The organism is Bacteroides sp. AM16-13, assembly GCF_003602705.1.
GTDB classification, from domain to species: Bacteria; Bacteroidota; Bacteroidia; order Bacteroidales; family Bacteroidaceae; genus Bacteroides; species Bacteroides xylanisolvens.
The window spans coordinates 29721-56272 of sequence record NZ_QTLK01000032.1 but is presented as its reverse complement, the minus strand read 5'-3'; the positions used below and the strand labels follow the sequence as shown (position 1 = coordinate 56272).

The following is a 26552-nucleotide window of genomic DNA, read 5'->3' as shown; positions in this document are numbered from 1 at the left end:
TTATCTAAGCAACATCCATAATGAATCCGCCTTATCGCGATAATCGCCTTCTTGTAATCTATACTGTTCTAACGATTCACGGACTTCATTATATTTTTTTTGCCCGATTAATGATTGAATACGTAACCACTCTAACTGATAAAGAACAATAGAGTCGCATTCATGTATATAAACATCTTCCTCTGTCTTTATCTTTTTAGCTAGTACCAGAGAGTCTTCACTCCTATATACAATTCTCAAAGAATCTACTAAAATCAAAGCTTCATCATATTGGCTATCATTCAATAACTTCACGACATTCTGAGTATGTGTTCCTCCCCGTTGGTACATTCCCAAGTCTGATGGGATAGACACAGGGATAGACAAATGATCATCTCCTACATGAAAAAAGAAAACAGCCAATACTAAACAAGCAGCCAAAACAGATACGATTCTTCCAATCTTGTAAACCTGGTTTCGCCTGGACCGTACTACATCCAGTGCTACCAAATGCTCTTTCATTGCACGTGTTTCAACTGCATCTATTATATCTTTCATCAATTCTACACGCTGGCGTAAAGCATCATCTCCTGCCAATATATTCTCAAAGGCATTCTTCTCACGCTCCGTCATCTCTCCACGTAGGTAGCGATCTATTTTATTTAAAGTTTCCTCTTTCATGTAGATAAGGTTTCAAGTTATACATATTAAACTTTTCTTCAATACGCTTTTGCAATTGTTCCATACATTTATATTTCCGTGTTTTCAATGCATCCTTACTTGTATAATTATCTGACATCTCCATGATTTCATCGTAATTCTTTTGCTCGTAATAGAAAAGTGAAATAATCTTGTAGCAAGAATCGGGCAGGTTCTTTACACATTCTGAAACAATTTTCGATTTCAAATCTTCCGTATGAGTAGTAACGTCTGCCTCACTCATCTTACTATTCAAAAGCTGTTTCATATCCCGTGCACTTACTTCTTTTTTTCTGAGATATTGGTTATAATCATTTTTGGTGATATCTATCAGATATGTCCGCAAACTGCATTTTAACAGATTTATCTCTCCAGCAGCATTTCTCTTGTAAATTTGATTATTTTGTACAAAAATAGAACAACGCCGGATCTCTTTCCAAAGTTTCACAAATGACTCCTGAAAAAAATCATCTTCCAGATTTTCTTCCTGAAACAGCTTCTTATAAGTTTTACGAAAATAATCTCTACAGTAAGTATGAAAATGATTAATCACTTTCATGTTTTCTTTTTGAATTTCCAGGATGTAAAATTCATCCGTATATGATTTAAATCCCCACATCAACTATTTTCCTCCAAATACATTAAAGACTTTATATCCGGATTTCCCAGTCAACACAGGAGTCTGCGGCAAACCTCTCCGATTCTCATCCATAAATGATTTTATTAATTGGATTAATTGATCATTAGACAGTCTACCCAATGATTCTTTATGTTTATACAAGCCATAACTCAATTTTCCATATCCATCCGGTAATTCTGTATTAGACTGATAATTCTTGCAAGCACTCAGCGTCAGCCAATACTCCGGAGTCTTTTCTTTTTTGACGACAAGAGCAGGATCAATGGGAATCACAAACTTCCTCTCCGTACCTCTCACACACTCCTTGCTTATATCTCTCGAAGAATCTCCACTATGGCATGCATCTACTGCTACCAACAGATGTCCCGACGTTCCTATTTTATTATGTATATTTGTCAATAGTAAGCCGATCTCATCATCTACCAGATGTTTCTCTCCACGATCTTTATTACTATATTGCAAATATCCGTCATAAGGAATCCAAGCCTCATCCAAACCATCCTCTTCATCTCCGTCTATATCCGTCATTCGTTGCCCATGTCCGGAGAAATGAATATAGACAATATCACCAGCTAAACATCGTTTTGCCAGTTTTTGAAATTCAGAGACTATTTGTTTCTTGGTAGCTTGCTTATTCACCAACGTCTTTACATCATTATATTTATAGTATTTCAGCATTTCCACGATAATAGGGACATCCTTATCACCATGAACAGCAGACCAGCTAGTATCTTCATATTCACCTAATCCTATTACTAATGCTCTTTTATTCTGCGCTTGCAAAGACAGAAAGAAAAACATACTGAACATCCCTATTAATATTTTCAGCTTCATGTTCCAAACGATTCCTGACTTAATTCATATCCCAACCTTTACTTTTAAAAACTGCTTTGCAGGAAGAACAAAAATCGTCTAACTGAGAAAATCGATTCTGACCTTCCGCATCATGCATTATGCAATGTTCCGCTTTACAATGAGGCAAACCTTCTACATGTCCTAGTTCATGTAACATTAACTTCCTCAAATGCTCTGTACGTTTTGATGGGATACGGAGTCGATAAGTGGATATTACAGCAGCCCTTTTATTCAAATAGCTTAATCCCATCACTCCCCAATTCTCATGTTCTTTGTATTTCAGACTAATATCCTTTGTCGTCATTCCTAAGACCATATCATTATTCAGTTGTAAAGTCATCATTGTATTCAATAACTTAGCTGCCAGATATCTGTTTCTTGGTACATAATAAGCAGAATCAGGCAAAGATATTCGTCCTTCAAAATGTACCGAAGAGTATACTTTTCGAAGTTCCTTAATCATTTGGCTTCCTAGATTAGAAGGGAAATCACCGAAAAAATAAACATGAATAGTTCTTGTTTTATTCTCCTGTTTTGATTTCGCCTGGCTAACAACTGTTTTATCAGTTTTCACTACATCATGATTAGCATTACCTCCACAAGATGCAAATAATGCCACACAAAAGGACATACTTAGAAATATTTTTTTCATCATTTATATTTTTCAATTTTCATTACTAGCTTTTCTTAAAGCTTCTCTAGCCCATTCCAGCCTAGTTTTACCTTTATCTCTGGCATCTTTCGCCCACCGTGTACGTGTTTTGGCCTTATCTATAGCATCATTTGCCCATCTCTGATAGGTAGCTACTTTATCCAAATCCCCTTTACCTGCATAATATTCAGCATCCTTCAGGTACTTTTGTGCCTGGTTATTATAATACTCAGCATCTCGTTCATAACCTTCCGCCTGATTAAAATAATATTTGGCTTCACGCTGATAACTTTCAGCCTGTTTCAAATAATAATCTCGACTTAGTGGATAAGCAGACAGTATAGACAATAATCCAATAATCTCCAATAACAATAATCGTTTCATGTCAGATATAATTTAAAGTTCAATTCAAAATAGAATAACATATGTTTATAATGAGCACTTAACTTTCATTTTCTAACATGCAATCAAATTATTTATAAAAGATTCACCTATTTATTTTATTTGAATAATCAAATATTTGCTTACACTCCAAAAACTAATAGAATCAATAATTTTAAGAATATATGAGTCTCGCCCATTTTCTGTAAGCGTATATGATGTAGAAACTACATTTGTAAGTATTTGAGGTTCTTTACCCACAATTATCAGTTGCTTTAGAAAACGCATATCTGCCTTCACAAACATTGAGGTATCCAAAGATGAATAATCTATTCTTTTCTTTGCAAATAATCCTCGGGATGAAAGAAGTCCACGAGCTATCAGATCTTTTTTAGTACCTATCGTATAATAAACCTCATTTATCTTTTTCTCTTGTTCACTAAATGTTTCTGTTTTTTCTTGTAGCATGGATATAGTATCATTCAAAGTCAATACATCATTTTTTAATGATGATAACTTATCAGTAAGAATCGAAATATTGCCATTCTTACGCTCCAATTCTCTACGAAGTACCCTTATATTTTCATTTTTCTTATCAATTTCATTAACCAAATAATCAATCATTATTTGAAATTTTCTAATATTTCCATCCTTATTAGATAATGATTCTTCCATTGCTTTCATTTCCTTACTTTTTTCAGTAAGCAAATTCTCAAAAAATGATAAATTCTCAAGAATCTTTTTTCTGCTTAACACCCGTCCCTCAATATCACGATTTGAATATAAGATTTGTTCATGCTTAGCAATCGAATCAAGAGTAACAGAGACCTGCGCAATAGTAGATGTTATTTCTGTCAAAGCTTCATTTTGCTGTTGATTTACTTTTATCAACGAATCACGTTCTGCAGTAAGTTCCTTCGACAAATTACTGTGCCCACAAGAAAAAGAGACAAAACAAAGAAAGAGAACGAAAAAGAAATACACAGATTTCTTTAAATCCATTTTTAGAGTTTTCATACGCAAATTTCAATTATAAACTATCTATTTTCATTGAAGTAACTTTCTTTTTCACACCATTAACTATATATTTATTAAAGTCCGCATAAGATCCGTGAAAAGTATTTATATCAATTTCTCCCTTTATTCCCGATATCTTACCCTTATTCGTAAATTGCCAAAACCTCCAAGGTTCAGAATGTGGAGGAAGTTCAGCATACCGGGCTAACCAATAATCATATTTATCAAACTCCGGTCGATTCAGATAATCCTTTTTATAATTGTAAAACGTATAAATTATTGGCAGCCTGTTATAATGAGACTCAATTTGCTTTAGCCATTCTAAAGCCATATTTAACACGGAATCAACTCCTACATTCAACATTACTTCTTTAGGTATTTCCAAGTCCAATATAGGAGGTAAATCTCCTTCATCCAACTTTACACGACTGATATAGTTCTCAATCTGAGTATTTATAGGCGACTTTGTACTCAGAAAATGATAAGCCCCACGAACAACTCCGTGTTCCTTTGCCAAACTAAAATTACGTTCAAAATATGAGTCTTTAATAGTTGATCCCTCAGTGGCTTTTATCAAAGCGAAAAAAATAGGTTGATAATATTTTAAACCAGAAGTTTCTCCACATACAATATTGCCTTTTTTATCCGCAATTAGCATCAAATCATCCCAGTTAACATTTTCCTGCCGATAAGAAAGATCTATACCATATATAGAATCACCAATTGCATAATTTCCTTCCATCTTCGAGAGTACACCATTAATCCATTGCCCGCACTCAATCTTCCCTTCACTTAGATATAATGTTCCCAACCCATTTTTTCGTCCCAAACTCCAATTTCCAACATATTTCATTCCATTACTATAATAATAAATTCCAAAACCATTGGGAGCTAATTCACTGAAACTCCCGACATATTTATTACTATCGTTAATCATGGTTCCTTTATACAACTTGTCTTTTCTCCAGATCCCTTGATAAGTATTTCCCTTTCTCGTTTTCAAAATTCCCACTCCTGTCTTCAGACCATTCACCCAAATTCCATGAAATATGTCTCCATCCCCATATCTTAACACACCTCTACCATGCATTTTATCATCATGAAATTCACCTTCGTATTTATCTCCATTAGGATACAATAGGATACCTCTACCTGATCTCATCCCATCTTTCCAATCACCCTCATATCGTAATCCATTGTTATAATATAATATACCATTTCCTGACCTAACTCCATTCAGTGTCTCTCCATAATAATGCCCTTCATCACATACCATTTTTCTATAGTATTTACTACAGGAAAAGATTGAGCAAACAACAATAATTCCTAATATACAATTAAACAGCTTCATACTATATATACATGAAATTTTAAACATCAATGTAGTGTTGGAATTCTTTCGTTCTTAGATATTGACCTCACCTTCCCTGCAGAATGCTTATCACAATAAGCTAATTCTATATAAACATCCATGTCAAGATTTTCTCCTAGCATAAAAATATTATCATAATTTTTTACAGGAATTTTTCTGCAAGCTTCCAATATTTCCGGCCACCGATGAACCCCAATCTCAACAAGTCTAGGAGTCCATATATCAATTATATTCTTTGAATTTCGGCGATTCAAATCATCCCATAATCCCACAATATATGGACGAGCGTTCATTGAATCACGATTCCATATTTCATTAGAATTTAGGTAATTGCACGCATCAATAATTTGCCTAGCCACATCGCCTGAAGATTCACTTAAGTTTGGCAAATCCTCTTCTATAAAGGCTAATGATCCAGATGTATCTAAACCATTTTTATTTATCTCATTTTCCAACAAATCATTTCTAAACATATAACTTGTCGCCCAGCCTATACCGATACTCAACAAGAGTAAAATAATATAAAAACGCTTTTTCATTTTATATCCAGACGAACTAAAAAATATTTGGTTTTCTTGAATCTTATCTATTTTATAGCCTGCAATTTTGTAGTCTCTTGCATTAAACGCTCCTTCATTAGTTTGAAGATGCCCAAAGTACCGTTTTCCTTTAACTTCATAAGGCAGACACAATATATACGACCTCTTGGAATGCAAATTAATTGCAGAATCATCACCATCATTATTTATTTGCATATCATTGGCTGACGACTCACCAAGATATTCATTCGTTTCAGTTCTTTCACAATGCAATTTTTGAGGAAAATCTGGTGCACTTATTTCATTTAATGTATAGCTAGTGCTAACATCATTGCCATTCATATTCAACTGGACAGGAATATTTAAATCCTTAACACAGATTACACACGGAGTTTCCTCTCCTCTTATTTTACTATTCCCTATTTGCAAGCAAACGCTATTCAAAAATTGAGTCAAATGCACATCATGATATTCTATAAGCTTTTCTCCTGATATATCATTCATCAATGAAGAAGAAAAGGAGAGATGACAGTCCATCTCCACTAAGAATACAAGTTTATAGTTGAAAAGCCAATCCTGATATAGCCATTGAAACATTTCACTCCATGAATAATCAGTTAGCTCAACGCGCCTGTATGCAATTTTTTCTGAAAATTGCCAAGACCGTGGAACAATGACTAATCTTTCCTCCTTATCTATATTTTCTATAGAAATACACTCTTGCTCATCAATTTCATTCTTGTTTATAATGAATTGAAGTTCCTGCAGTTTATTACGTAAAACGCACGCAGAGATATACATTCCTTGAGGTATGAACAACCAAGCAATAATATATTCTATCGAGTTCACACTTGAAAGCATGCGAATAACTCCGATGTAGCATCCGTTTTGATTAACAAATACTGGATAACAAGCTTTCAGAGATTTCTCTCCATATATTTCCTTCAAATATATATTTAAATCAGGCAAATCTCCTATCCATTCATGTTGCTTACTAAGATATCTTATCTTTGCTTCAACATTACATTCAGCAATATACAAACCTAGCATATCTTGTCACATTAAAAGTAAATATAATCACTGTACTGTCCCCGTTGTGTCTTCAAAAGTCAAGTTGTTTATCACTTCTGTAAAATCAGCGGTATAATTCTGATACTTGTTTTTATGAGCATCTAATAATTTTAAGACTTTTGTTATTTCATTGTCCAGATATTCGATGACAGACTTACCTCTATAATACATTTTATAATAAGACATTTCTTTTATTTTATTCATATAGGCATCTGCGTACATTTCTTTCATCGGCTTTTCCATACGAACCGCATCATTTTGCGCCCGTTGAACTACTGTTTTTACTTCAACCATTGATTTTTCATACTCTTTCAGCATTTTATTTACCCAGGAATATTCTGTTTTGACTTGCTCATTAGCAATTCTATCAAACATTTCTAAAGCAAGCTTTACTCTAGTCGGAGAATATTTCAAGCTCAAATAGGTCATTGCAATCTGTACATACATAGTATCTAATTTTCCTGTTAAGTTGCTATTGACTATCTTCAACCGGTCATTCTCTTTCTTTAACTCTTCATTATTCTGTTGAGTTTCTATATTAGAATTATTCTGTATCCTCAAATCCCGTATTAATTGATTTATCAAAGGATACAATCTTTGAGCCATCGAATCCAATAACATTATTGAATCGACTTGCAACCCGGCTATATGCTTTTCTCGCCCTTTAACCAGAGTTGAAGTTACTTCATTCTGAGCAACAATATTTTCTATAAAAGAAAATAACATCAATAGTAAAATAAATTTCTTCATACTAGTAGTTATTCATTTTTTGCATATTTTGTTTTGCTTCCCCCGAATGAGGACCATCAGGATATAGATCCAAATAGTGCCGATATGCTTCTTGGGTATTTTCTGTACAAGCATCTTGCCAATTATAATATTCAATAGCTTGAATATATATATCTCCACATTCTTCCTTAAGTGCACTGACTCTATATGAAAGACCATACAATTCTCCAGCATAAGTAGAATAATCATTCATAGCTTCAAATAGCTTTTCTGTATTCCTACTATATGAATCACGATCATAGCTGCGATAATTCCTAAAACGTCCCGGAATGCTCTCAATATAACGATAATGTGAACTATGAATATCCAAAGGCAATTTATTTAAACCATCTACTATTTCTCTACAGTTGCACAAATGAGGCATTGAGCTCAATTCATGCGCCCGGCTTATACGTATACGCACATTCGAAATCCCATCAAAAGATGTTTTGTTTATTAAAGCCTTTGCCTCATTATAGCAGTTTATTACATTCTGAATAGAATCCAACTTTTTGTAATTTGGTGAATTGTTTTCCAATGCAGATACAATTTTTCCTGAGTGCTCTACTTTATATGCTTTCAATTTCAAAATCCGACTTTGCATATATTCGTTATCATCAGTAGACCATACAGGTCGCTTAAATGTTTCAAAAGATTGGTCTATAAAAACGGGAGTATATGCAGAGATAAAATTTTCAAGTAACAAATTATAATCCTTCTCCGAAAACAACTTATCTTGATTATAATCTATTATATTATAATCTATCATCTCATATAAAGAATCTATCTCTATAAAAGATGATTTACATGAATATATCTGATCAATATCGTTCTTAATTTTAGAAACATATTGATTAGTCAAATCAAGTTTTTTAGGAGATACTATTATATCTTTTACAAAGTAAAAAATTCCTCCTATTACGGTACATATTGCTACAGTTAACAATAATATTTTAACTATTCTATTGAACATAATTTCATTCTTGGGTTTGAAGTCCAGACACTGTTGTTGTTTTTGCAGTTGTCTCTGACTTAGTAGATTTTGTCGCACCAGTTTTTGATTGAAAAGATTTTATATAATCTTCTACAACTATATCATATTGCCTCTTAGTTGTATCCCTAAAATGAGTAGAACCATTTATTTTAACATTATCCCTTATTTTTTTCCATTTATTACTTTGAGATAATTTTTCATTCCACTTCATTATTCGTGTTTTTTTTCGACTATTCAAATCATCCCAAAGTCCTTCTAGGCATTTAATGCTATTCATTTGACCACGCTGCCAAACTTTATTACTATCCAAATATAAAATTGCACTATTGTCGATAATAGTGTTGTTGATATTAGCTGAAACATCAGTATTTACAAAGGTAACCGATTTCTGTTTTTTTTCTAATTGTAATATTTTATCATTCAATTTACATATTGAATCACTTTTTTCTTTTTCCATTTCAGAAATATAATTCTTAGCAATCATAAATTCCATACCGGTACCAATACCTCCTCCCAACAATAATACAAGAAATAGAACTAATATAATCAACTTACCATTTGACCTAATCCAATAACGAGAATCATATTCGAAGCGTATTTCATTTTTACATTCATTCTTCCGATACCCCTCAATACTACATTCTCTCCAATTTTCTATAGAAATAGGGTATTTAATTTTATCCTTTCTACTTTTGACAGAATAAGGAATAACTAAATCATAAGTCTTCTCTTCTTTCGTCAACTCAATTACAAATGGAGATTTTGATGAATAGTTCTTTAAATCAACAGCACCTTTAAATTTCTTATAACCATTGGCCTCAACTGCAATATCAACTTTAGAAAGTTCGTTTTCCGGTAAACAAATCTCAGAGTACAACTGCTGATTATTAAGATAAAGAGTAAAACTAGGTATCTCCTTGTTATTCTTATCCGAACCATTTATAATAAAAAAATCCCTTTTTATTATTTTTTCCCATGAAAGATTAGAAAAGAAATGATCATTTTCGAAATCTGATAATCCACTCACCAAAATGTTTTTAAACCCATCCCTAGTTACTTCTGCTTCATCAATGTTGCTTGGAATACGATAATTCCCAATGTTATTGTTATTCTCCGTAGATAAAGTAGACTCTCCAATTATAACTTTGACACCATCAGGTATCTGAGGTATTCGCAGAACCTTAGTTTCCTCCACGAATTTCTCAGATATATTTTCCATATCCCAATTTACCGGAAAGCTGCAACTTCTGTCCTTCATCTTTAAAAGATAAACAACCTTATAATAAAAATAGGATTCTTGATATAGCTTATCCAAAATCTCAATCATATTAAAATCAGTTGTCTCTACACGAAAATACGCCTTAGAATCAGACTTTTGCTTTGATAAAAGAAAATTAGTATCATTATCACTTTCCCAGTCTTCTATTTTACGACATTTATCAACATCTATTTTGGATTCTCCAATAATTTCTCTTAATTTTCTCAACTTATCATACAACTTTTGGCCAGAAATAGATGTCCCTGGGGGAATGAACAACCACGCAACGAGATGATCATTTGGGCGACTGCCTGGAAGCATACGTACAACTCCTACACAAATACCCAGATCTGAAGCTATTACCGGATAAAATTCTTCTATATCTTGATTTTTTGATAAATTCATAAAATCATCGCGCAAATCAAGAATTACAGTCTTCCACTCAACATCTTCACCATAAAGAGTGGTTGGCCCTCCCTGATATCTTACAATATATACTCCTAACATACATTTATAATTTAAAAATATCAATCCATGTCGTTCCACTAACTGCAGCTGAACGTTCCATTAATATATCTACTATTGCTTTGGATGCATCAGGATTAAAACAACAATAATTCTGAAAACAAACTTCACCTAGAGTAAAATACTCTACATTTATTACCTGATTGTTAATGTCATTCTTTTCGCATAAAATACTAAGATTCTGATAAAGTGACCTATAGTTTCTTTTCACGTAAGTTTCTACATCCACACTTTGATCTGTCTGCTTATCCCATTTGGTCACGAGTAAATAAACGCCATCAGTAGACTCCTTCATAACATCAATTAAATTGGCCAGATACCCTACAGAAGAAGCTAAATAATCATCTTGGCAAAGGTTCTGATAGCGTTTTTTCTCTCCTCCACATTCCACAACAAAAAAATGAATTTTGCGAGTCTTTCTATTTGACAATAACTCATTTAGTTTTTCCAATGTTTTTTGTTCCTCATCAGCCAATACCTTCCCAGCTATGCTTTTGTGCATACAAGTAAAGATTTCACCTGCAAAATCCAGAAAAGCTATAGGATGATCCTTCTTTTTTTTATCAGTTAATGTAAATCTCATCTCATGAATCATTCCTTTAGGGGTGCCGAAAGGCAATGTACACACAGTCTCTATCTTAAATGTAGAAGCAAGCCTCGTCATATAATCATATGCCTTACTTTCAATATCATATTGTATATTTTCTGCATATTCCTTTGCCGCACTAAGTATTCCGCCTAAAGCACATGTTTTTCCTGAAGCCGGAATACCCCAGAAATAAACTTCAGTAAACTCATCAGGTATCGAATCCGGTAACGAAGATTCAACATTGTCGTAACAATCATTATCCACATTATCAAGAAGATACCTAAGAAACTTATTATCAACATAACCTACCAAATCTCTACGACTTATAATATCATACTCATTTAACCTTTTAATTACTAATGAATTTAATAAATTGTGATCCTCAGCAATTAAGCTCACCAAATCATCTTTTGAAATTATCTGCTGTTCTATGTTAGATCGTATAAGCTCGACAACCGCCTCATCTGGGTCAATATATCCACTACCATCAGTATAAATATATACAATCTTTGCTTTTAAAGAATCAACAACATCATCATTAAATAAAAGGTCCTCTGCATTTTTGGCAAACATTCCGTTGGGATACTTCTTTAAAAATTCCTGTAAAGAATCTTTTGACCTTTTATTTAATTTCTTCCAATCTTCCTCCTCCTGCTTTTGCCCTATCTTAGCTTTATTCTCTCGTGCTTGATCACGAAATTTTCCTTCTTGCCAGCTTCTAAGGTAATTATCATAGCCTTCAACACTATTTGCTTCACAAGCCGCTTTCCATGCTATTATTTCCTCATTGGAAACACATTTCTTTTTCCGTTCTCGAGCTTCCGAGCGATATTTACCTTCTTGCCAAGTCATCAGATAGTTATCATAGGCTTCAATTGTATCTGCTTCGCAAGCTGCTTGCCAATCATAATCCTCACCATTCTTTATCAACTCATCCACCTTTTTCTGCTTAGCTATGTCAAAATCGCCTCCTGTATTCCTCGGATCTTTTAGTCTATCAAAAGTCGTAAACTTCTTTTGTTTTATAAAAAAATAAATCTGTTCAGGAGTCAAATCTGCAATGTTATCAAATATATCCTGTTCTTCCACTATATCCAGTTCTTCCATGTTCGTTTTATTATTTATATGTTGTAAGTTCTATTTATTTGAATATTTAAATAAAGTATATGTACTTTTCGTGTTACGAGTTTGCAATGCATATGGAAAAAGAAGCAAAGCATAACAAATGATAGCTAACAACAGCCCTATCAATGCAGGTGTCCTATTAAAAATAGTATATAGATTTGTCACATCTTCAAATGTTATAGAATACGCAAAAGGCTCGGCTGATTCATTCGGACAAAGTGTTTCAGACATTTTATGGAGTTCAGTTATCTTATCAGATATAACAGAAGATATAGTTTTTACATTGTTCAAGAAAAAAGGATTCCAAACATTCGCATTACTCCGAGCCTTATCCAGCCAATCAATTGTGGGTACTTTTATGTTATCATAGTTTTCGGAAAGAAGGTGTTGTCCCCTCAATTTATCTATTTTTTTTTCTTTCTGAAAATTATCATCTTTACCTTCCATAAATCCATAATTAACATACTGGGAGGGAGAATTATTTTTTGCCCTAATCACACGATCCAGATCATTTGTATATACCTGAACGCGATTATTCGCGTATATTTCATAGGCATCAAAAACGGCTTTGCTCTTATCTATCGACTTGGAAAAACTCGTAGACAGAACATCTTCATTTGAAAAAACTGTCCAAAAATGCAAAAAGGGCAAACTCGAAATAATAGAAAACAAGATGAAGATAAGGAGACAGATGCGCTCAATCTTTATTCGTATTTTAAAATAGCGGGCAACAGCTTTTAATCCTTGCAAATAAGTCATCAAGCCCAATAATATCAATACCATTACCCCTGTAAGTATTCCGGATAGTATAAAATTACCATCTCCCCAATAAGTTAATCCCAGAAAAGAGATATAACCAATAAAAATCAACGAGATATAGGCTAATATATGCCCAAACGTAAATCTAAGTTTCTGATTTCTCATAACAATATCAATAATTTAAATCATTTCTTATACTCAGGCAATTGTTTCTTCAATTCTTCAATTTGATGTTGATGCTCCTTGATTTTTCTTCTGATCGACTCATAATCCACCCATCCTTCTTCATGTTCCTTTAGTTTCTGTATGGGTTGAGGATGCTCCTCATAATCCCCGTTACGTAGCATGATTAAAGCCTTGTCTACTTGTATTAACGGTCCAACATTACTATCAATATTCTTACCTGTTTTGATGAGAATATTCGATATTTGCTCAACAGTCAGGTCCTTTTTTACCGATTTCATCAATGCAACCGCCCCAGCGACTATAGGGGCAGCCATACTTGTACCATCACAGTAATTATAACTATTTACAGGAAACGTACTATAGATATCAACTCCGGGAGCAGCAATTACAGAACCATCTCCATAATTGGTAAATTCAGCAGCTTTGAAATCTTTTCCGATAGCAGTTACATTTAAACTGCAACCGGTACGATGCTCTGGTGGCAAATTTGTCAACACCGAATTATTACCGGCAGAAAACACCAATATAGAATTATATTTTTTAGCAGTGTTTAATATCCACTTCCACATATTTTCTTTAATCTTGAATTTGTTCCGTATCAATTCTTCCTGTACATCATGCGGAATATCAGATTTAAAGACAGTTGTAATAGACGTATTTATTACATCCGCACCATTATGAATGGCATACATAATGCCATTAACCCAAGCAGTAGTCGAAGTATTTTCTCCATCAAAAACTTGTATAGGCATTATTTTACACAAAGGCGCTATTCCGGACACTCCTTTATCCAGTTCACTATCCGCTGCAGCTAATCCTGCCACATGCGTTCCATGCCCTTCACCAACAGAAACAGTGGTAGATTGTGTAAAAACATTATAAGATTTTATAATTTTATTCTTTAACAAGTTATGCTTTATGTCTATGCCATCATCCACCACAGCTATAACAATATCTTCATTACCTTTCGTTATTTTCCAGGCCTCATAAGCATTTACTGCTTTCAAATGCCACCCCGAATCAGTGCCCGACTCCTTCAAAAATCCCATTCCGCCATTTATATCCAGTTTTTCCACTTCAACCACATACATTTTATACTGAGACAATTTTGACGACAATTCATTAAGCAACATTTCTCTTTTCTCAGCAGGAACAAATAATTGCACCATCGGGATATTAGGATCAAAACCTACTATTTCAAATTCCTCTCCCGGATATTCTTTCTTAAAATCCGCAGCAAATTGATTCAAATCAGGCTTATCTTCAAAATATATATCTATCAGATTATTGAAAATATTACGTCCATCAGGAGTCTCGCTATACGGTAATAAGTTACCATCCTCATCTTTAAAAGGAGGAACTCCCAGACGCTTCGGGAGATATTCATTATCATATACAATTCCTGTATTCGGATCAATTACCTCACCATCATATATATTATCAGGCAAGCCTATAACCGGACCACTTTCATTTGTACCAAGAACAGGAACTGCTCTGCGATCCTCCAAACAAGACCTTAGAATAAACCATAATAATAAAAGTAGCAACAACAATAAAAGAAGCCATAATAACCTCCTCAAACATCCGTTTGAAAACCAAAATCTCTTATACCACGGCATCTTCTTATTATCTTCTTCGTATTTAGCTTTAAAGATAATATTCTTAGTCAAGCTACAACCTTCGGGATTCATATTCCATCCTATAAATCTATATCCTTCATGAGGTTCTACAACAGGTATATCTCCCGAAGATATTACATATCCTCTATTCTTTCTAATTTCACAATCTCCCTTAATTGTACCATTATCACCTGCGTCAAACGCACATATATACTCATCTACCTCAGGATCTGGAAAATCCGGACGTTTTGGAGAAACTGGAATATCCTCATCATCAATGATATTAGCTTTCTGTTCTACAATCTTTTTTTCATATTTAGCAGTAAAAACAATATCTTTATCAATTTGAAAGTTTTCAGGTAAAGAAGACCAACCTACAAACTTATATCCCTCTTGTGGAATAACCTCAGGAATCATTGCCGAAGATATTATTTCTCCTTCCGGCAATTCAAATATAAAATCTTCAGTCAGACCACCTGTGAATGTGCCATAATCCCCTGCATTGAAGCGAACTTCATACGACTTCTCAAATAAAGCCTTAAACACACAATCATTATCAATTTTATATCCGATTGGTTCTGGTATCCATCTTACAAATCTACATCCTTCTTTCTCCTTTATTACCGGCAAATCTTCTTTCGTCAAAATATAGTTTTGCCTTCTACTAATTTTCTGCTCATAATGATTAGAAAATACAGCGTTATCTTCAACGTCAAAGGTTATTTTATAAATTGAACATTCATCATAATCATGAATAATCTCTCCAAATGATTTATGCAAATTAGCGCGATGCTTCATCCCCCAAATACCTAATACCACTTTGCCATCATAACAATAGATATATTCATCACATAAATATTTTATAGCTCCTTTCAAGATATTTTTTTCATCCGAATTCTCTATTTGTTCCAGAGCATTTGTATAACAATTTATCGTTTCATCTTTAATCTGTTCATATTGCATTTTTTCCTTCCCGTCCAATTGAGTGTAATGCACTGGTATCTCTTTCCATTCATGAGCATACCACTCTATTGTTTCAGTTGCATTATTGACAACAGGCTGTGCCAAGAAGCCTCTATACTCTTCGGTTATATATTTATTAACAATGCTTTCAACACTCTCATAAATATTATATAAAGGCGTGGAGCCTATTCCCTGTATATCGCAAAAATCAGCTTTATCAATATAGCATAAAGCCTTCTTATTATAAAGAACTTGAATGCCCATAATATTTACATCAAATTACTATATTGTTCTTTTATCTTCTGAATAGATTTATTAGCTTCAGGATTTCCATCCGGCATATCACTAACCAAGATCAATCCCATTTCCAGATTATTTTTCCATTTCCAATAGTTATCATACATAGGAAGCCGTTTCAAGATTTTTACTTCTTTCTCCTCCACCCATTGTTTTTTAAGAATATCAGCAGAGTTCTCCAAGTCTGAAAGTACATCTGCTACAGTTCCTGAAGTAACGGATGTTTCATCACAATGCAAATCAACATCAAACCCATATCTTTGTGCAGTAGTTTCAATATAATTCAAATCCTTCCCGTCCATATAATCCCTTCCGAAATTTCTGGAAAAATTATTTAATGTCAATGCCACCGCATCTGCTATAACTTCAGAAACCATATCATCGTTATATTCTTTCAAATATTGTTCTGTAATCTGCATGATCCGGTTCTTCATTCCTAATCGAATGAATAAATCCTTCAATAAATTCACTATGTCATCTACGCAATCAAATAATGATGACAAGTTAAGAGCAACTTCATTCATCAAATGCTCAATCCAATACTGATATATTTTTGAAGAGATTATTCCACCTTGAGTAGTATCCATATCATCCCTTCCATCTTCTTTATTATTACTTCTTTTACTCCCGATTATATCCTCAATAGTAAGATTATCTTTAGACAACCATTGGGCAACCCCCTCTTCATCTTTATGAGAGTAGTATGTACGCAAACGTTTTAATCGTTCCTCCCAGTCATTTGTGAAATCTATTTTAGCACTTAAACGAATATTTGCCACAACTGAACTCACAGGAGGTATTTCAACATAATTCTTGATAATTTTAAATACTATTTTTTTTATCTCTATTGGATAAATCATTAACTCTTTCACCAACTGTCCAAAAATTGCCGGCTCTTTTCCAAATAACACATCAATATCACAACGGATTCTTCCTAGCTTTTGCTTGACTGTATTTAACTTCTCAACAGGATTATCCGATACAAAATGTGCAGATATTATATCTAATGCATCGCATTTTATATTATCTACCTCGTTTTCATATTTCTTCCTTCGCGCATCATCCAACTGGGGAGCAATCTTGTTTAAACTCTCAATAATAGCTAACGAGCCATCGCTATTAGGAGAAGCCACATCATTCCAGGCCTGTTCAGGATCAGAAAAATGATCGATTACAAAAGGATACTTTTTAAAACTTTCTTTCAAGTGCACTCTATACTCAGGATATTCCGCAGGACACACTTCTTTCTCTTTCGTATCGTTTCCCTCTTTATATTCTTTGAATATATTTTGGTTAATTGACCAAAAGAAGCTACGAAGCAAATAAATATTCCTAAAATAACAACTATTCATATGTACATTCTCCTCTGACGCAACAATCCAATTATTGAACCAATCATAGGTACATACTTTCAATACTTTTTCAGCAAGAGGTTTAAATCTATCATCCCATTTATCATTTAAGTTATCGCCACGTTTTTGATTAGTATGGGCTAATTCAAAATTAAATTTTGTAGCAACAACAAAAAATGGCGAAATACCTCCTGCATCTTTTATAAACACACTCCGTTCCCGAGGTGTCTCACCAATATTGTCAACAATCCAATTATTTAGAGTCTCCCCCATTTCAGTATCCTTTCCATCTCCTCCATCTTTACAAAAGAGTATAGCTCCAATTCTTTTGGCATTAGAATACTTATTAAATAAATAGGAAACACGTCCGCGCCGGATTAATTTAGACATTTCTTTCTCTATATCCCTTTCATAAATCTTTTCACGCGGACATGAACCTGGGAAGTCTAGCAAATCAATATTACTTAAAAACCTCATTCGTTCATTATCAATAGAATCAGGAGAAAGAGTAAATGTCAGTTCAGCTGCTAAAGCACACAAACTAGCTTTTCTAATGTCTTTAGCCAAAAGCATTCCTGTAGAATCATACACATCTGTTGTACAATGATATTTCCTCGCCATCTCCCCATCCCCTAAAATTTCGTCTGTCCAGTTGATATCAAGTAAAGTTCCATTTTTATACAATAATGCCTGATAAGGTACATACACATCCATTTGAAAAGACATTTTCTGTAATTCACTAATCAATAAAGTAAATAAGTCCGTTATGTCTTTATTCTTATTCCATAATAGAGTAAACAACCTCGGCCAATTTTCCAAGCGAATATGAGATATTACCCTCGACACCGCCAAGGCAAATTCAGATTGAATAATGGTAATGGCATTACTCCCAACTATTTGTTTAAAATAATCAGATATATCGTATATATCATCGTCCGTTATGTAATTCTGATTGTAATTTTTGTCAACGACTTCATTCAATGTCTTTTCAATTTCTTTGTTCAAGTCATTGAGGTCCAATGCTGTTTCCGGATGAATTTTAATATCCTTATAATAAGAATCGGAGAGAAATAATATAATATCTACAATAGTGAAATTACGCACTTTCACATATTCTGTCATCATAGAATTATTACAGCGTGTAGTAAAGCGTGTTATAACTCCTGTCGATTCTCGTTTAACATTTTTTCCACCACTAGGATTAATTTCATCAACAAAGACCGGTTTTTCTTTCCCGAAATCAACAGAGAATGGCTTTCCGATTTGAGATAGCAGACTATCCATCAAGTAAGATTTTCCTGCTTGACTTTCTCCATACGCTGCAGCTGAACATCTTTCTTCTATTGCAAATTTTATAGTTTTCAATTTGCGCCTAAAGTTTTTTAATCTATTTATCTCTGAAATATTATTTCCATGATATGTTTCCAACCAGCCTATTGATTGGTTCAACAAATTAATCTGTACATCTATATTTTCCATAAAGCCATACTATTAAGATTTTACAATTCAAAAGCACCAGAATCCAGCCAATAGCAATTTGATACGCCCAAACTATGTATAGTCAATCTCTTGCCAAAAAAAGGTGTAATATCTTCTTGCTCAGAATTACTCACTTCACAAATTTCAATATTTTCCCTCTCATTATTAGAGTCTACCTTTTCAATCTTAAATGTAAAAGGCAACTTCTGCTTTAATAGGTGTTTACGCTCTTCAACTAATTCTTCAATCTTAGATGTGGACAAATCATCATATTTACTTTCTATTAATTTCGCTATCTTAACATCATCAAAGTCGATACAGAACAATACTCTGGCAGGATATAAGTCCGAATCTATTTGTTTTGCTTCGATATAAACCGGAAGAGAATTAACTACAAGCTCTCCATTTTTTTTCGATGGTGTAAGAATGTATAAATGCTCTTTATTACTCAAAGGGTTTGGATTCAAAAGAAAATTAGCTGTAGAACAAATTCTTTTCCCCAACTCTGTAGTGTCAATAGAAAAGTTTTTCAAATTTGCTAAATCCGTAGAGTAATGTCCTATCATAGCTCCTACAGAAACAACTGTCTTAGGGCTAGTCATATAGCCAAGCCCGTCATTAAAAGGATACCACGTGCCTATATGATATTTATTAAGTAATACTAATCTATTAGGTGCCACCGGATAGTATTTCAAAAATATCTTCTCAATCGGAGGAAGGGAAGTGGGACGTCCGGAAAGTACTATTATATCGCAAGAGTAAGCATACATTATAGCTGCTATTTTCTTTAACAGAGGCTCAAAAGCACGTTCTATAAGTACACTGACATTATCCGGATCAAAAATCCATTCAATCTGTTCGAAATCAAACCCAAAATGTCGTTTAAAAGATTCAAGTACAATAGGGCTAGGCTGATTCAGAGAAAAGACATCCTCATATCTCACTGCACAACGTTTTGTGCCTTTAGATAATAATTCTAAAAAATAAGAAATTAAGGGAACCGAAATCTGTAAATTAAAATCACGTCTTAACAATCGATCGGTAAAAGACTGTTCGTTATGATCAGGGCCAAAAAAGGAATAAATTTTTTTATGATATTCTTCCGAAGATATATTCCTTAAATACTTACGAAGCATACTATGTTCGCCTTGAATAATAAGATTTAAAATAAGCATTTTAAGCATATCATCACCGGCATAATAATAACTATCATAAAATAAAGGGGACGGTACTAATTTTACAATATCTTTATTCTTATAATCATACTTACAAATCATCAAATCTGAAGTGCCCGCCCCAATATCTAACGAACCGACAATTAAGGAATTATTAAGATCATCTTCACGCTTTCGACCATACAGATGAAAAAACTCTTCACAATGACAATTATAACGTTGTGACATTTCTGCATACATATAGACCAATTGAGCACATGTTGCTTCATCGTAATACCATTTATCAGATGTCTTCTGTAGTTTCGGTACTATTATTACATCAACATTTAAACTATTGTTTGATTGAGGTCCCTTATTTTCACTAAAATTCTTTAGCAATAGTGCCGCATCTTTAGCCGAGTTAATCAATGCTTCACGCTCTATTTTTGACATCGCTGTAGGACATGTGACAATCACTCTACGGATTCTTCGGGGAGAGTCAGTTTCCCCACGAAACTCCCGATAAGCATGACTATTAATCTGAAAACGTGCTTGAACAAACATTTCAAGAAAAGCAAACGTCATCAATGAGCGCCGTGGATAACGTTTTAAGACTCCTCCATTATTCTCTGCATTAATAGATCCATCTGCATTTAACTGTGAAGTTATCCCTTGTAAAATCAGCACACTATCATCTTGGCTCTCATTAGGCAACCTGACAAATTCCCAATCATATTTTTGTTTTTTATCATCCCACAAATACCGCTTAGGACTCGAGTAAGTCGAATAAGATTGACGCCCAAGCTCATAGTCGGCAGCTTTTCGTGCCAAATTATTTGCCTCAATACCCAGCCTAACTAAACTCGGATACACAAACTGCAAACTATCCTTTATTCCAATGTTCCCAAATTGAGCTTTACGAAAAGCTAAATGCATATCGAAAGGATCCTTATATACTTTTAATTGAGGCATCCCATTCTCATTGTGCATTATAATATCTGTATAATCAATCAACTCTAAAGGACGTACCTGATTGAAATTCATATTATCTTCTACAAGAAGAGCAGTTGTTCGTGAATTTCCGACATCTATAATCATATCTATATCTTTCACTGTAACATCTCTATCTTTATACAAGGTGACTTTAGGAAATAAGTTTTGTCGTACTATGCTTTTAATTAAATAAATATACGTTGCTATATATGAATACTTAAAGTCATTTTGAGATACTCTTATTCTATTCACTTTAGTTGCATCAGGATAAACCACCTGCATTAAATAATTATCAATATAACTCCATGGCTTTCCACCAGCACAGTAATCTGCTAATAGAAAATCATTTTCACAAACAGAAAAAGTCAATTCTTTTTGATAATTATCTGCAAATACAGGTCCTTCGTTATATTCGTCTCCCTCTTCATAATAGCTACGTGTATCGAATGCTAATATCACATCATATTCATTCTCTTCAGCACGAGGAACTAATTTAAAGCGACTCCAGTTCAATGGCCCAAACCTAAATCTATTTTTTGCGTTTACCAAAAAATAAGGAATAGGCAGCCAAACATTCTCAAAAAATGACAACTTACAATTCCTATCAGAGAAGTTCATTCTAAAAATATTACCACGAACTCCCTCACACATATCAGCGTCCATTTTTAAAGGTTTAATGCCTTCGGCACTAACCTCATCCCAATTTAATTTTGTTATCGAAGTATCAGCAGATAAAAAACCGGCATTATACAAATCATACTTCTTTACATATACAACACCGGATTCAGTAGAAATATCTTGTACTAACTCTAATTTCAAAAATAACTTCTCCGGATCAAGCCATTCATGAAAAAACATTTTCACATTATCTTGAGGGTCAAATTTTATAGGAAAAGTAAACATTTGAATTCCTATATTGGCAATGAGTGATATCATATGATTCTAATCTAAATTATACAATTAATTAATAAGGAGTTCTTCTTTTTAATATAAGAGACGATAACTTCTAAAATTCTATCAGTTTATCTTTCTCATTTATCACTTTCCTAAATCATCAAAATTAAAGTAGTAATCATCAATACAATATTTATATTCGTATGTTGGATGATTATGATTATAAAAAACATTGGCTTTAACTTCCAATTCTTTCTCATCATCTGTTTTTCCTTGTGATCGATAGACAGCTATATAAGAATTGTCTTTACAGTATATATCATAATAGAATATTGTTTGGATAGATGTCCATTCCAATAAATATTTATCATATCGCAAACATACAGGTTGAATTGTAGCCACAAAACGACCATGGTCAGGAGTACATGATATTGACACCAATACCACAATTACTACTAACATAGATTTTAATGTTCTTCTTATAGTATTCATTCTTCTAAGATTTTAAATTCTAAACACACTGCCACCTTTCTCAAATATACTATGACGATTTTAATTGTTCATAAATAGCTATGGCAACTATTATTGAAATGATAACAGCTATAGTTATGTTAACTCCTGAAGATGCAAACTTATTAAAGACCACCCATCCTGCTCCAATACAGAAAACAAGTATCAAAACAATACCCCATCCTGGAATTTTTTCATTCATACTCATATACAATTCAATTTTTAAATACCATTCAGCGAAATATAAACGCAAAAAGCGCAGACCCAATCGTCATCCGTCCCCAGGTATCGCCAAACACCCACTGCACAAATGAACAAATTTGTCTACGCTTCGTTATATTATAAGAAGAGTCATACCACCCAACTTTTATCCACGCAAGATAAAAGAGAGATGTTTAGATATTCAGGTTATAATAATAGAAGTTACAGACCGTTTGACTTCATTCTGGCAGTTCTTTCAATTGGCGATTTCAGGGAACCGGAACTAGCTTACGCTCGATAACTAATATTTCATTTAAACACAGATAAGTCTCTTTAGACTTATCATCATTCGCAAAGATAATGCGAAAAAAGAATTATGCAAATAAATTCTTCATTTATCTGATAAAATAAGAAAGCAGCACGATAATCAGTATTAGCTTTTAACAGATACAAATATCATGCTGCTAAAATGTTGTCCTTGTGCAGTCCTTTCATTGGCGATTTCAGAGACCAGGACAAACATATTTTCCATATTCTAGTTCACTGCATCATCTTTACAAGTCTCAAATATAACGAATAATATAGCAGGGAAAAATTACAAAAGTCCCAATCATGCCTAAACAACCCAAAAGCGGTACTATTGATTCGAAAAACATGTCTATCATGACATTTTTTATTTTGCAAATTATAACAACAAAAAGATAGCATTCGTTACAAATATATTATTTACATCTTTCATCTTTCACCTTAAGTCATAAAACATCCTATTTATCGCACTTTCAAACCATTGACAGTTCTTTTTCAATCTATCACCCAATCTTTCATCTTTCACCACCTATCACATCAAAGAAACAGCTATTTCTTTCCTGAACTATTAATAGATAAGTTCCTTTTCATTAAATATAAACTTCCTTTTCATTAATAGAAAACTTATTCCTCACTCTATTCAAACTATAAATGCAAGTTCCGTTTTTATAAACGAAAGTTGCATTTATAAAAACAGAACTTGCATTTATATAATCAAAGATTTCATTTATAGATTGCAAACAGCCAAAAGAAACTTCTCTATTAGACAAAAGAAACTTTGCATAGGAAAGAAAGGAAGTTTTCTATTAATAGCCAATGCAAGAGATAGTACATAAGAAGAGTCCAATAAAGAGTAGATTATATATTTGGAGAGTCCAATAATAAAACATACCTTTACTCGCCTTTTAAATAAAGAGACATAAACAAAAACACATCTATCATGAAACTTACTTTGATGCGGGACAACGGAGAAACGACAACCATGCGAACGTTGGACATAAACATACAAATAGAAACGATGAAGCATGAAACGAAAGCCCAGCCAGTCAGCAACCTACGCACGAGCATCCGTTACGCATCACCGGACAGCAAACTGGACGACGTCAAGAAATTGGTCAAAGTTGTCCCAGCTGCCACTTTTCGCAAAACAGTCAACGGTATACAGATGACCGGATATAACGGCATTATACAAATAGAAGTGAATCATCTCGCCAACCGGATGGAAGTAAACCGGGTGAAGCAGGAAGCGGCCGAACTTTCACATACATTCGCAGCCTTTATGGGTTCCGGAGGACATTCCGTGAAAATATGGATACGATTCACACGTCCCGACAAGTCACTTCCTCAAAAACGGGAAGAAGCGGAAATATTTCAGGCAAATGCCTACAGGAAAGCGGTCAGCCTATACCAGCCCGCCCTTTCCTATGCTATCGAACTGAAGAATCCTGCTCTGGAACAGTTCTGCCGACAGACTTATGACCCGGAACTTTATTACAACCCTGAATCTACCGTGATTTACATGCGGCAGCCATTGGAAATGCCTTCGGAAACAACTTACAAGGAAGCTGTGCAAGCAGAAGCATCTCCATTCAAACGGTTGATTCCGGGATATGACAGTTTCGACACATTATCCGCTCTTTTCGAAGCTGCTTTAAACAAGGCATATCAATCACTAAGCGAATTACAGCCAAGAATCCATATTCATTCCGATGAAGACCTGAAGCCTTTGCTGGTTCAGGTAGCAAAGAACTGTTTTCAGGCAGGAATACCGGAAGAAGAGACGATCCGTTGGTCCACCGCCCATTTCTATACAAAGAATAAAGAATTCCTGATCCGGCAAACCATACAGAATGTATATACGTGCGAAAAAGGTTTCGGAAAGAAATCTCCCTTATCAGCAGAACAGGAACTGGAGTTTCGAACGGAAGAATTCATGCAACGCCGATATGAATTTCGCTACAATACGATGACGACAGTTACGGAATACCGCGAACGAAACACATTTTGTTTCTGTTTCCGCCCCATCAGTAACCGCATACGGAACAGCATCGCAATGAACGCACGCCTGGAAGGGCTTAACCTATGGGACAGAGACGTCGTCCGGTATCTGGACTCCGACCGTATCCCTATTTTCAATCCTATTGAAGATTTCCTTTTCAGGCTGGACATCCATTGGGACGGACGTGACCGGATTCGGGAACTGGCAACCCGGGTTCCTTGCAACAATACCCACTGGCCTGACTTGTTTTACCGCTGGTTTCTGAATATGGTAGCCCACTGGCGTCAGACAGACCGGAAGTACGCCAATTGTACTGTACCGTTACTGGTCGGTCCGCAGGCATACCGAAAATCCACCTTTTGCCGAAGTCTGCTTCCACCTGAATTACAGGCTTATTATACCGACCGCATTGATTTCAGCAATAAGCGGGATGCCGAACTTTCTCTAAATAGATTCGCACTCATCAATATGGATGAATTTGATCAGAACCGAGTGAGCCAGCAGGCATTTCTGAAACATATTCTTCAAAAACCGGTTGTCAACGTCCGGCGTCCGCATGGCACCGCTACTCAAGAGATGCGCCGATACGCATCTTTCATTGGGACAAGCAATCACAAGGACCTACTGACTGATACTTCCGGCAGCCGACGCTACATCGTCATTAACGTGACCGGTCCCATCGACTGCTCCCCCATTGATTATGAGCAGCTTTATGCACAAGCCATGCACGACTTATATAGAGGAGAGCGATATTGGTTCAACACGGAAGATGAAAATGTCATGACGGAGAATAATCAGGAATTTCAAGTCATGCCGGTTGCCGAACAGTTGTTTCACGAATATTTCCGAGGGGCAAAAGAAGGAGAAGAATGCGAGCAACTCCTTGCCATTGAAATACTGCAACAACTACAACATGACAGCAAGATTCATGTATCTATCTGCAGTATTGTCCAGTTCGGAAGAATATTACAAAAGAACAAAATACCTTCTTTGCATACGAAACGCGGTAATTTCTACAAAGTAATACGAATCAAGCCGGGAAGAGGATAAATTTGCAATAAAAAATATCCAGTGAAAGATGACAGATCAGTGACAGATCATTTTACATCTATCACCAACGTACAACTACCATAGACAGGGAGTTTCAGCAGAAGGTGAAAGATTGAAAGATAAAAGCATGAAAAAAAGCTTTAGTGGAGGGAGTATAGATATAAGACGAAACATCGTCTAACTAATTTTCGTTCTACTTAAATTGAAAAATAGACTCATTTAAATGGAGCCTGCATTCAACTTTAGTAGAACGAAAATAGTCATGTAGATTAAATAAATTATTTATGAAAGAACCGAAAATAAGTATAGCGTCATAACAGATTACC

The 26552-nt window shown here is 34.4% G+C and carries 19 protein-coding genes; 1 reads left to right on the top strand and 18 read right to left on the bottom strand.

The features are described from left to right. The 18 genes from DW173_RS20815 to DW173_RS23865 all read right to left on the bottom strand — a co-directional run bounded on the left by DW173_RS20815 (nt 1) and on the right by DW173_RS23865 (nt 22878). Complete coding sequence (locus DW173_RS20815; protein ID WP_120145145.1) at nt 1-660, bottom strand: hypothetical protein; 660 nt, start codon at nt 658-660, stop codon at nt 1-3. Then, nucleotides 638-946: an RNA polymerase sigma factor gene (locus DW173_RS23760; protein WP_147402060.1), complete on the bottom strand. Its 309-nt coding sequence runs from the start codon at nt 944-946 to the stop codon at nt 638-640. The genes DW173_RS20815 and DW173_RS23760 overlap by 23 nt, the downstream gene beginning before the upstream one ends. A gap of 354 nt (nt 947-1300) precedes the next feature. Next, nucleotides 1301-2152, bottom strand: a complete 852-nt coding sequence (locus DW173_RS20805; RefSeq protein ID WP_120145143.1) for a caspase family protein — start codon at nt 2150-2152, stop codon at nt 1301-1303. Between the two features lie 19 nt (nt 2153-2171). Further along, nucleotides 2172-2828, bottom strand: a complete 657-nt coding sequence (locus DW173_RS20800) for a hypothetical protein (RefSeq protein WP_117809642.1) — start codon at nt 2826-2828, stop codon at nt 2172-2174. Nucleotides 2829-2837: 9 nt separating this feature from the next. Next, on the bottom strand, nt 2838-3209 hold the full coding sequence (locus tag DW173_RS20795; protein WP_118220103.1) for a hypothetical protein: 372 nt from the start codon (nt 3207-3209) through the stop codon (nt 2838-2840). A gap of 111 nt (nt 3210-3320) precedes the next feature. Continuing rightward, on the bottom strand, nt 3321-4223 hold the full coding sequence (locus DW173_RS20790; protein ID WP_118220104.1) for a hypothetical protein: 903 nt from the start codon (nt 4221-4223) through the stop codon (nt 3321-3323). Nucleotides 4224-4236: 13 nt separating this feature from the next. Next, nucleotides 4237-5574: a GH25 family lysozyme gene (locus tag DW173_RS20785; RefSeq protein WP_158593290.1), complete on the bottom strand. Its 1338-nt coding sequence runs from the start codon at nt 5572-5574 to the stop codon at nt 4237-4239. A gap of 26 nt (nt 5575-5600) precedes the next feature. Next, nucleotides 5601-7184 (bottom strand): hypothetical protein, encoded by a 1584-nt coding sequence (locus DW173_RS20780; RefSeq protein WP_120145140.1) that lies wholly within the window; start codon nt 7182-7184, stop codon nt 5601-5603. Between the two features lie 27 nt (nt 7185-7211). Beyond that, nucleotides 7212-7955, bottom strand: coding sequence for a hypothetical protein (locus DW173_RS20775; RefSeq protein WP_120145139.1), 744 nt, complete (start codon nt 7953-7955; stop codon nt 7212-7214). 1 nt (nt 7956) lies between these two features. Next, nucleotides 7957-8946: a hypothetical protein gene (locus tag DW173_RS20770; protein ID WP_120145138.1), complete on the bottom strand. Its 990-nt coding sequence runs from the start codon at nt 8944-8946 to the stop codon at nt 7957-7959. Nucleotides 8947-8950: 4 nt separating this feature from the next. Then, nucleotides 8951-10732, bottom strand: coding sequence for a hypothetical protein (locus DW173_RS20765; protein WP_120145137.1), 1782 nt, complete (start codon nt 10730-10732; stop codon nt 8951-8953). Nucleotides 10733-10736: 4 nt separating this feature from the next. Further along, the gene (locus DW173_RS20760; RefSeq protein ID WP_120145136.1) at nt 10737-12446 is read right to left on the bottom strand and encodes a hypothetical protein; all 1710 of its coding nucleotides are present in this window, start codon (nt 12444-12446) and stop codon (nt 10737-10739) included. Between the two features lie 30 nt (nt 12447-12476). After that, nucleotides 12477-13388 carry a hypothetical protein gene (locus tag DW173_RS20755; RefSeq protein WP_117809632.1) on the bottom strand — a complete coding sequence of 304 codons (912 nt, stop codon included), beginning with the start codon at nt 13386-13388 and terminating at the stop codon, nt 12477-12479. A gap of 20 nt (nt 13389-13408) precedes the next feature. Beyond that, nucleotides 13409-16255 (bottom strand): S8 family peptidase, encoded by a 2847-nt coding sequence (locus DW173_RS20750; RefSeq protein WP_120145135.1) that lies wholly within the window; start codon nt 16253-16255, stop codon nt 13409-13411. 5 nt (nt 16256-16260) lie between these two features. Beyond that, entirely contained in the window at nt 16261-19119 is a 2859-nt protein-coding gene (locus DW173_RS20745) for a virulence factor SrfC family protein (RefSeq protein WP_120145134.1), read from the bottom strand. Between the two features lie 20 nt (nt 19120-19139). Then, entirely contained in the window at nt 19140-22202 is a 3063-nt protein-coding gene (locus tag DW173_RS20740) for a virulence factor SrfB (RefSeq protein ID WP_117809629.1), read from the bottom strand. Between the two features lie 102 nt (nt 22203-22304). Next, a complete protein-coding gene (locus DW173_RS20735; RefSeq protein ID WP_147393844.1) occupies nt 22305-22652 on the bottom strand; it encodes a hypothetical protein in 348 nt (115 codons plus the stop codon). A 49-nt stretch (nt 22653-22701) separates the two neighbouring features. Further along, complete coding sequence (locus tag DW173_RS23865; protein WP_153882610.1) at nt 22702-22878, bottom strand: hypothetical protein; 177 nt, start codon at nt 22876-22878, stop codon at nt 22702-22704. A gap of 1239 nt (nt 22879-24117) precedes the next feature. Here DW173_RS23865 and DW173_RS20730 point away from each other — a divergent pair. Then, a complete protein-coding gene (locus DW173_RS20730) occupies nt 24118-26226 on the top strand; it encodes a BT4734/BF3469 family protein (RefSeq protein ID WP_004323779.1) in 2109 nt (702 codons plus the stop codon). Nucleotides 26227-26552: the final 326 nt, after the last annotated feature.

Coding starts and splice junctions, on each gene's coding strand:
- DW173_RS20815 (WP_120145145.1), bottom strand. CDS start 660: ATGAAAGAGGAAACTTTAAATAAAATAGATCGCTACCTACGTGGAGAG.
- DW173_RS23760 (WP_147402060.1), bottom strand. CDS start 946: ATGAAACAGCTTTTGAATAGTAAGATGAGTGAGGCAGACGTTACTACT.
- DW173_RS20805 (WP_120145143.1), bottom strand. CDS start 2,152: ATGAAGCTGAAAATATTAATAGGGATGTTCAGTATGTTTTTCTTTCTG.
- DW173_RS20800 (WP_117809642.1), bottom strand. CDS start 2,828: ATGATGAAAAAAATATTTCTAAGTATGTCCTTTTGTGTGGCATTATTT.
- DW173_RS20795 (WP_118220103.1), bottom strand. CDS start 3,209: ATGAAACGATTATTGTTATTGGAGATTATTGGATTATTGTCTATACTG.
- DW173_RS20790 (WP_118220104.1), bottom strand. CDS start 4,223: ATGAAAACTCTAAAAATGGATTTAAAGAAATCTGTGTATTTCTTTTTC.
- DW173_RS20785 (WP_158593290.1), bottom strand. CDS start 5,574: ATGAAGCTGTTTAATTGTATATTAGGAATTATTGTTGTTTGCTCAATC.
- DW173_RS20780 (WP_120145140.1), bottom strand. CDS start 7,184: ATGCTAGGTTTGTATATTGCTGAATGTAATGTTGAAGCAAAGATAAGA.
- DW173_RS20775 (WP_120145139.1), bottom strand. CDS start 7,955: ATGAAGAAATTTATTTTACTATTGATGTTATTTTCTTTTATAGAAAAT.
- DW173_RS20770 (WP_120145138.1), bottom strand. CDS start 8,946: ATGTTCAATAGAATAGTTAAAATATTATTGTTAACTGTAGCAATATGT.
- DW173_RS20765 (WP_120145137.1), bottom strand. CDS start 10,732: ATGTTAGGAGTATATATTGTAAGATATCAGGGAGGGCCAACCACTCTT.
- DW173_RS20760 (WP_120145136.1), bottom strand. CDS start 12,446: ATGGAAGAACTGGATATAGTGGAAGAACAGGATATATTTGATAACATT.
- DW173_RS20755 (WP_117809632.1), bottom strand. CDS start 13,388: ATGAGAAATCAGAAACTTAGATTTACGTTTGGGCATATATTAGCCTAT.
- DW173_RS20750 (WP_120145135.1), bottom strand. CDS start 16,255: ATGGGCATTCAAGTTCTTTATAATAAGAAGGCTTTATGCTATATTGAT.
- DW173_RS20745 (WP_120145134.1), bottom strand. CDS start 19,119: ATGGAAAATATAGATGTACAGATTAATTTGTTGAACCAATCAATAGGC.
- DW173_RS20740 (WP_117809629.1), bottom strand. CDS start 22,202: ATGATATCACTCATTGCCAATATAGGAATTCAAATGTTTACTTTTCCT.
- DW173_RS20735 (WP_147393844.1), bottom strand. CDS start 22,652: ATGAATACTATAAGAAGAACATTAAAATCTATGTTAGTAGTAATTGTG.
- DW173_RS23865 (WP_153882610.1), bottom strand. CDS start 22,878: ATGAGTATGAATGAAAAAATTCCAGGATGGGGTATTGTTTTGATACTT.
- DW173_RS20730 (WP_004323779.1), top strand. CDS start 24,118: ATGAAACTTACTTTGATGCGGGACAACGGAGAAACGACAACCATGCGA.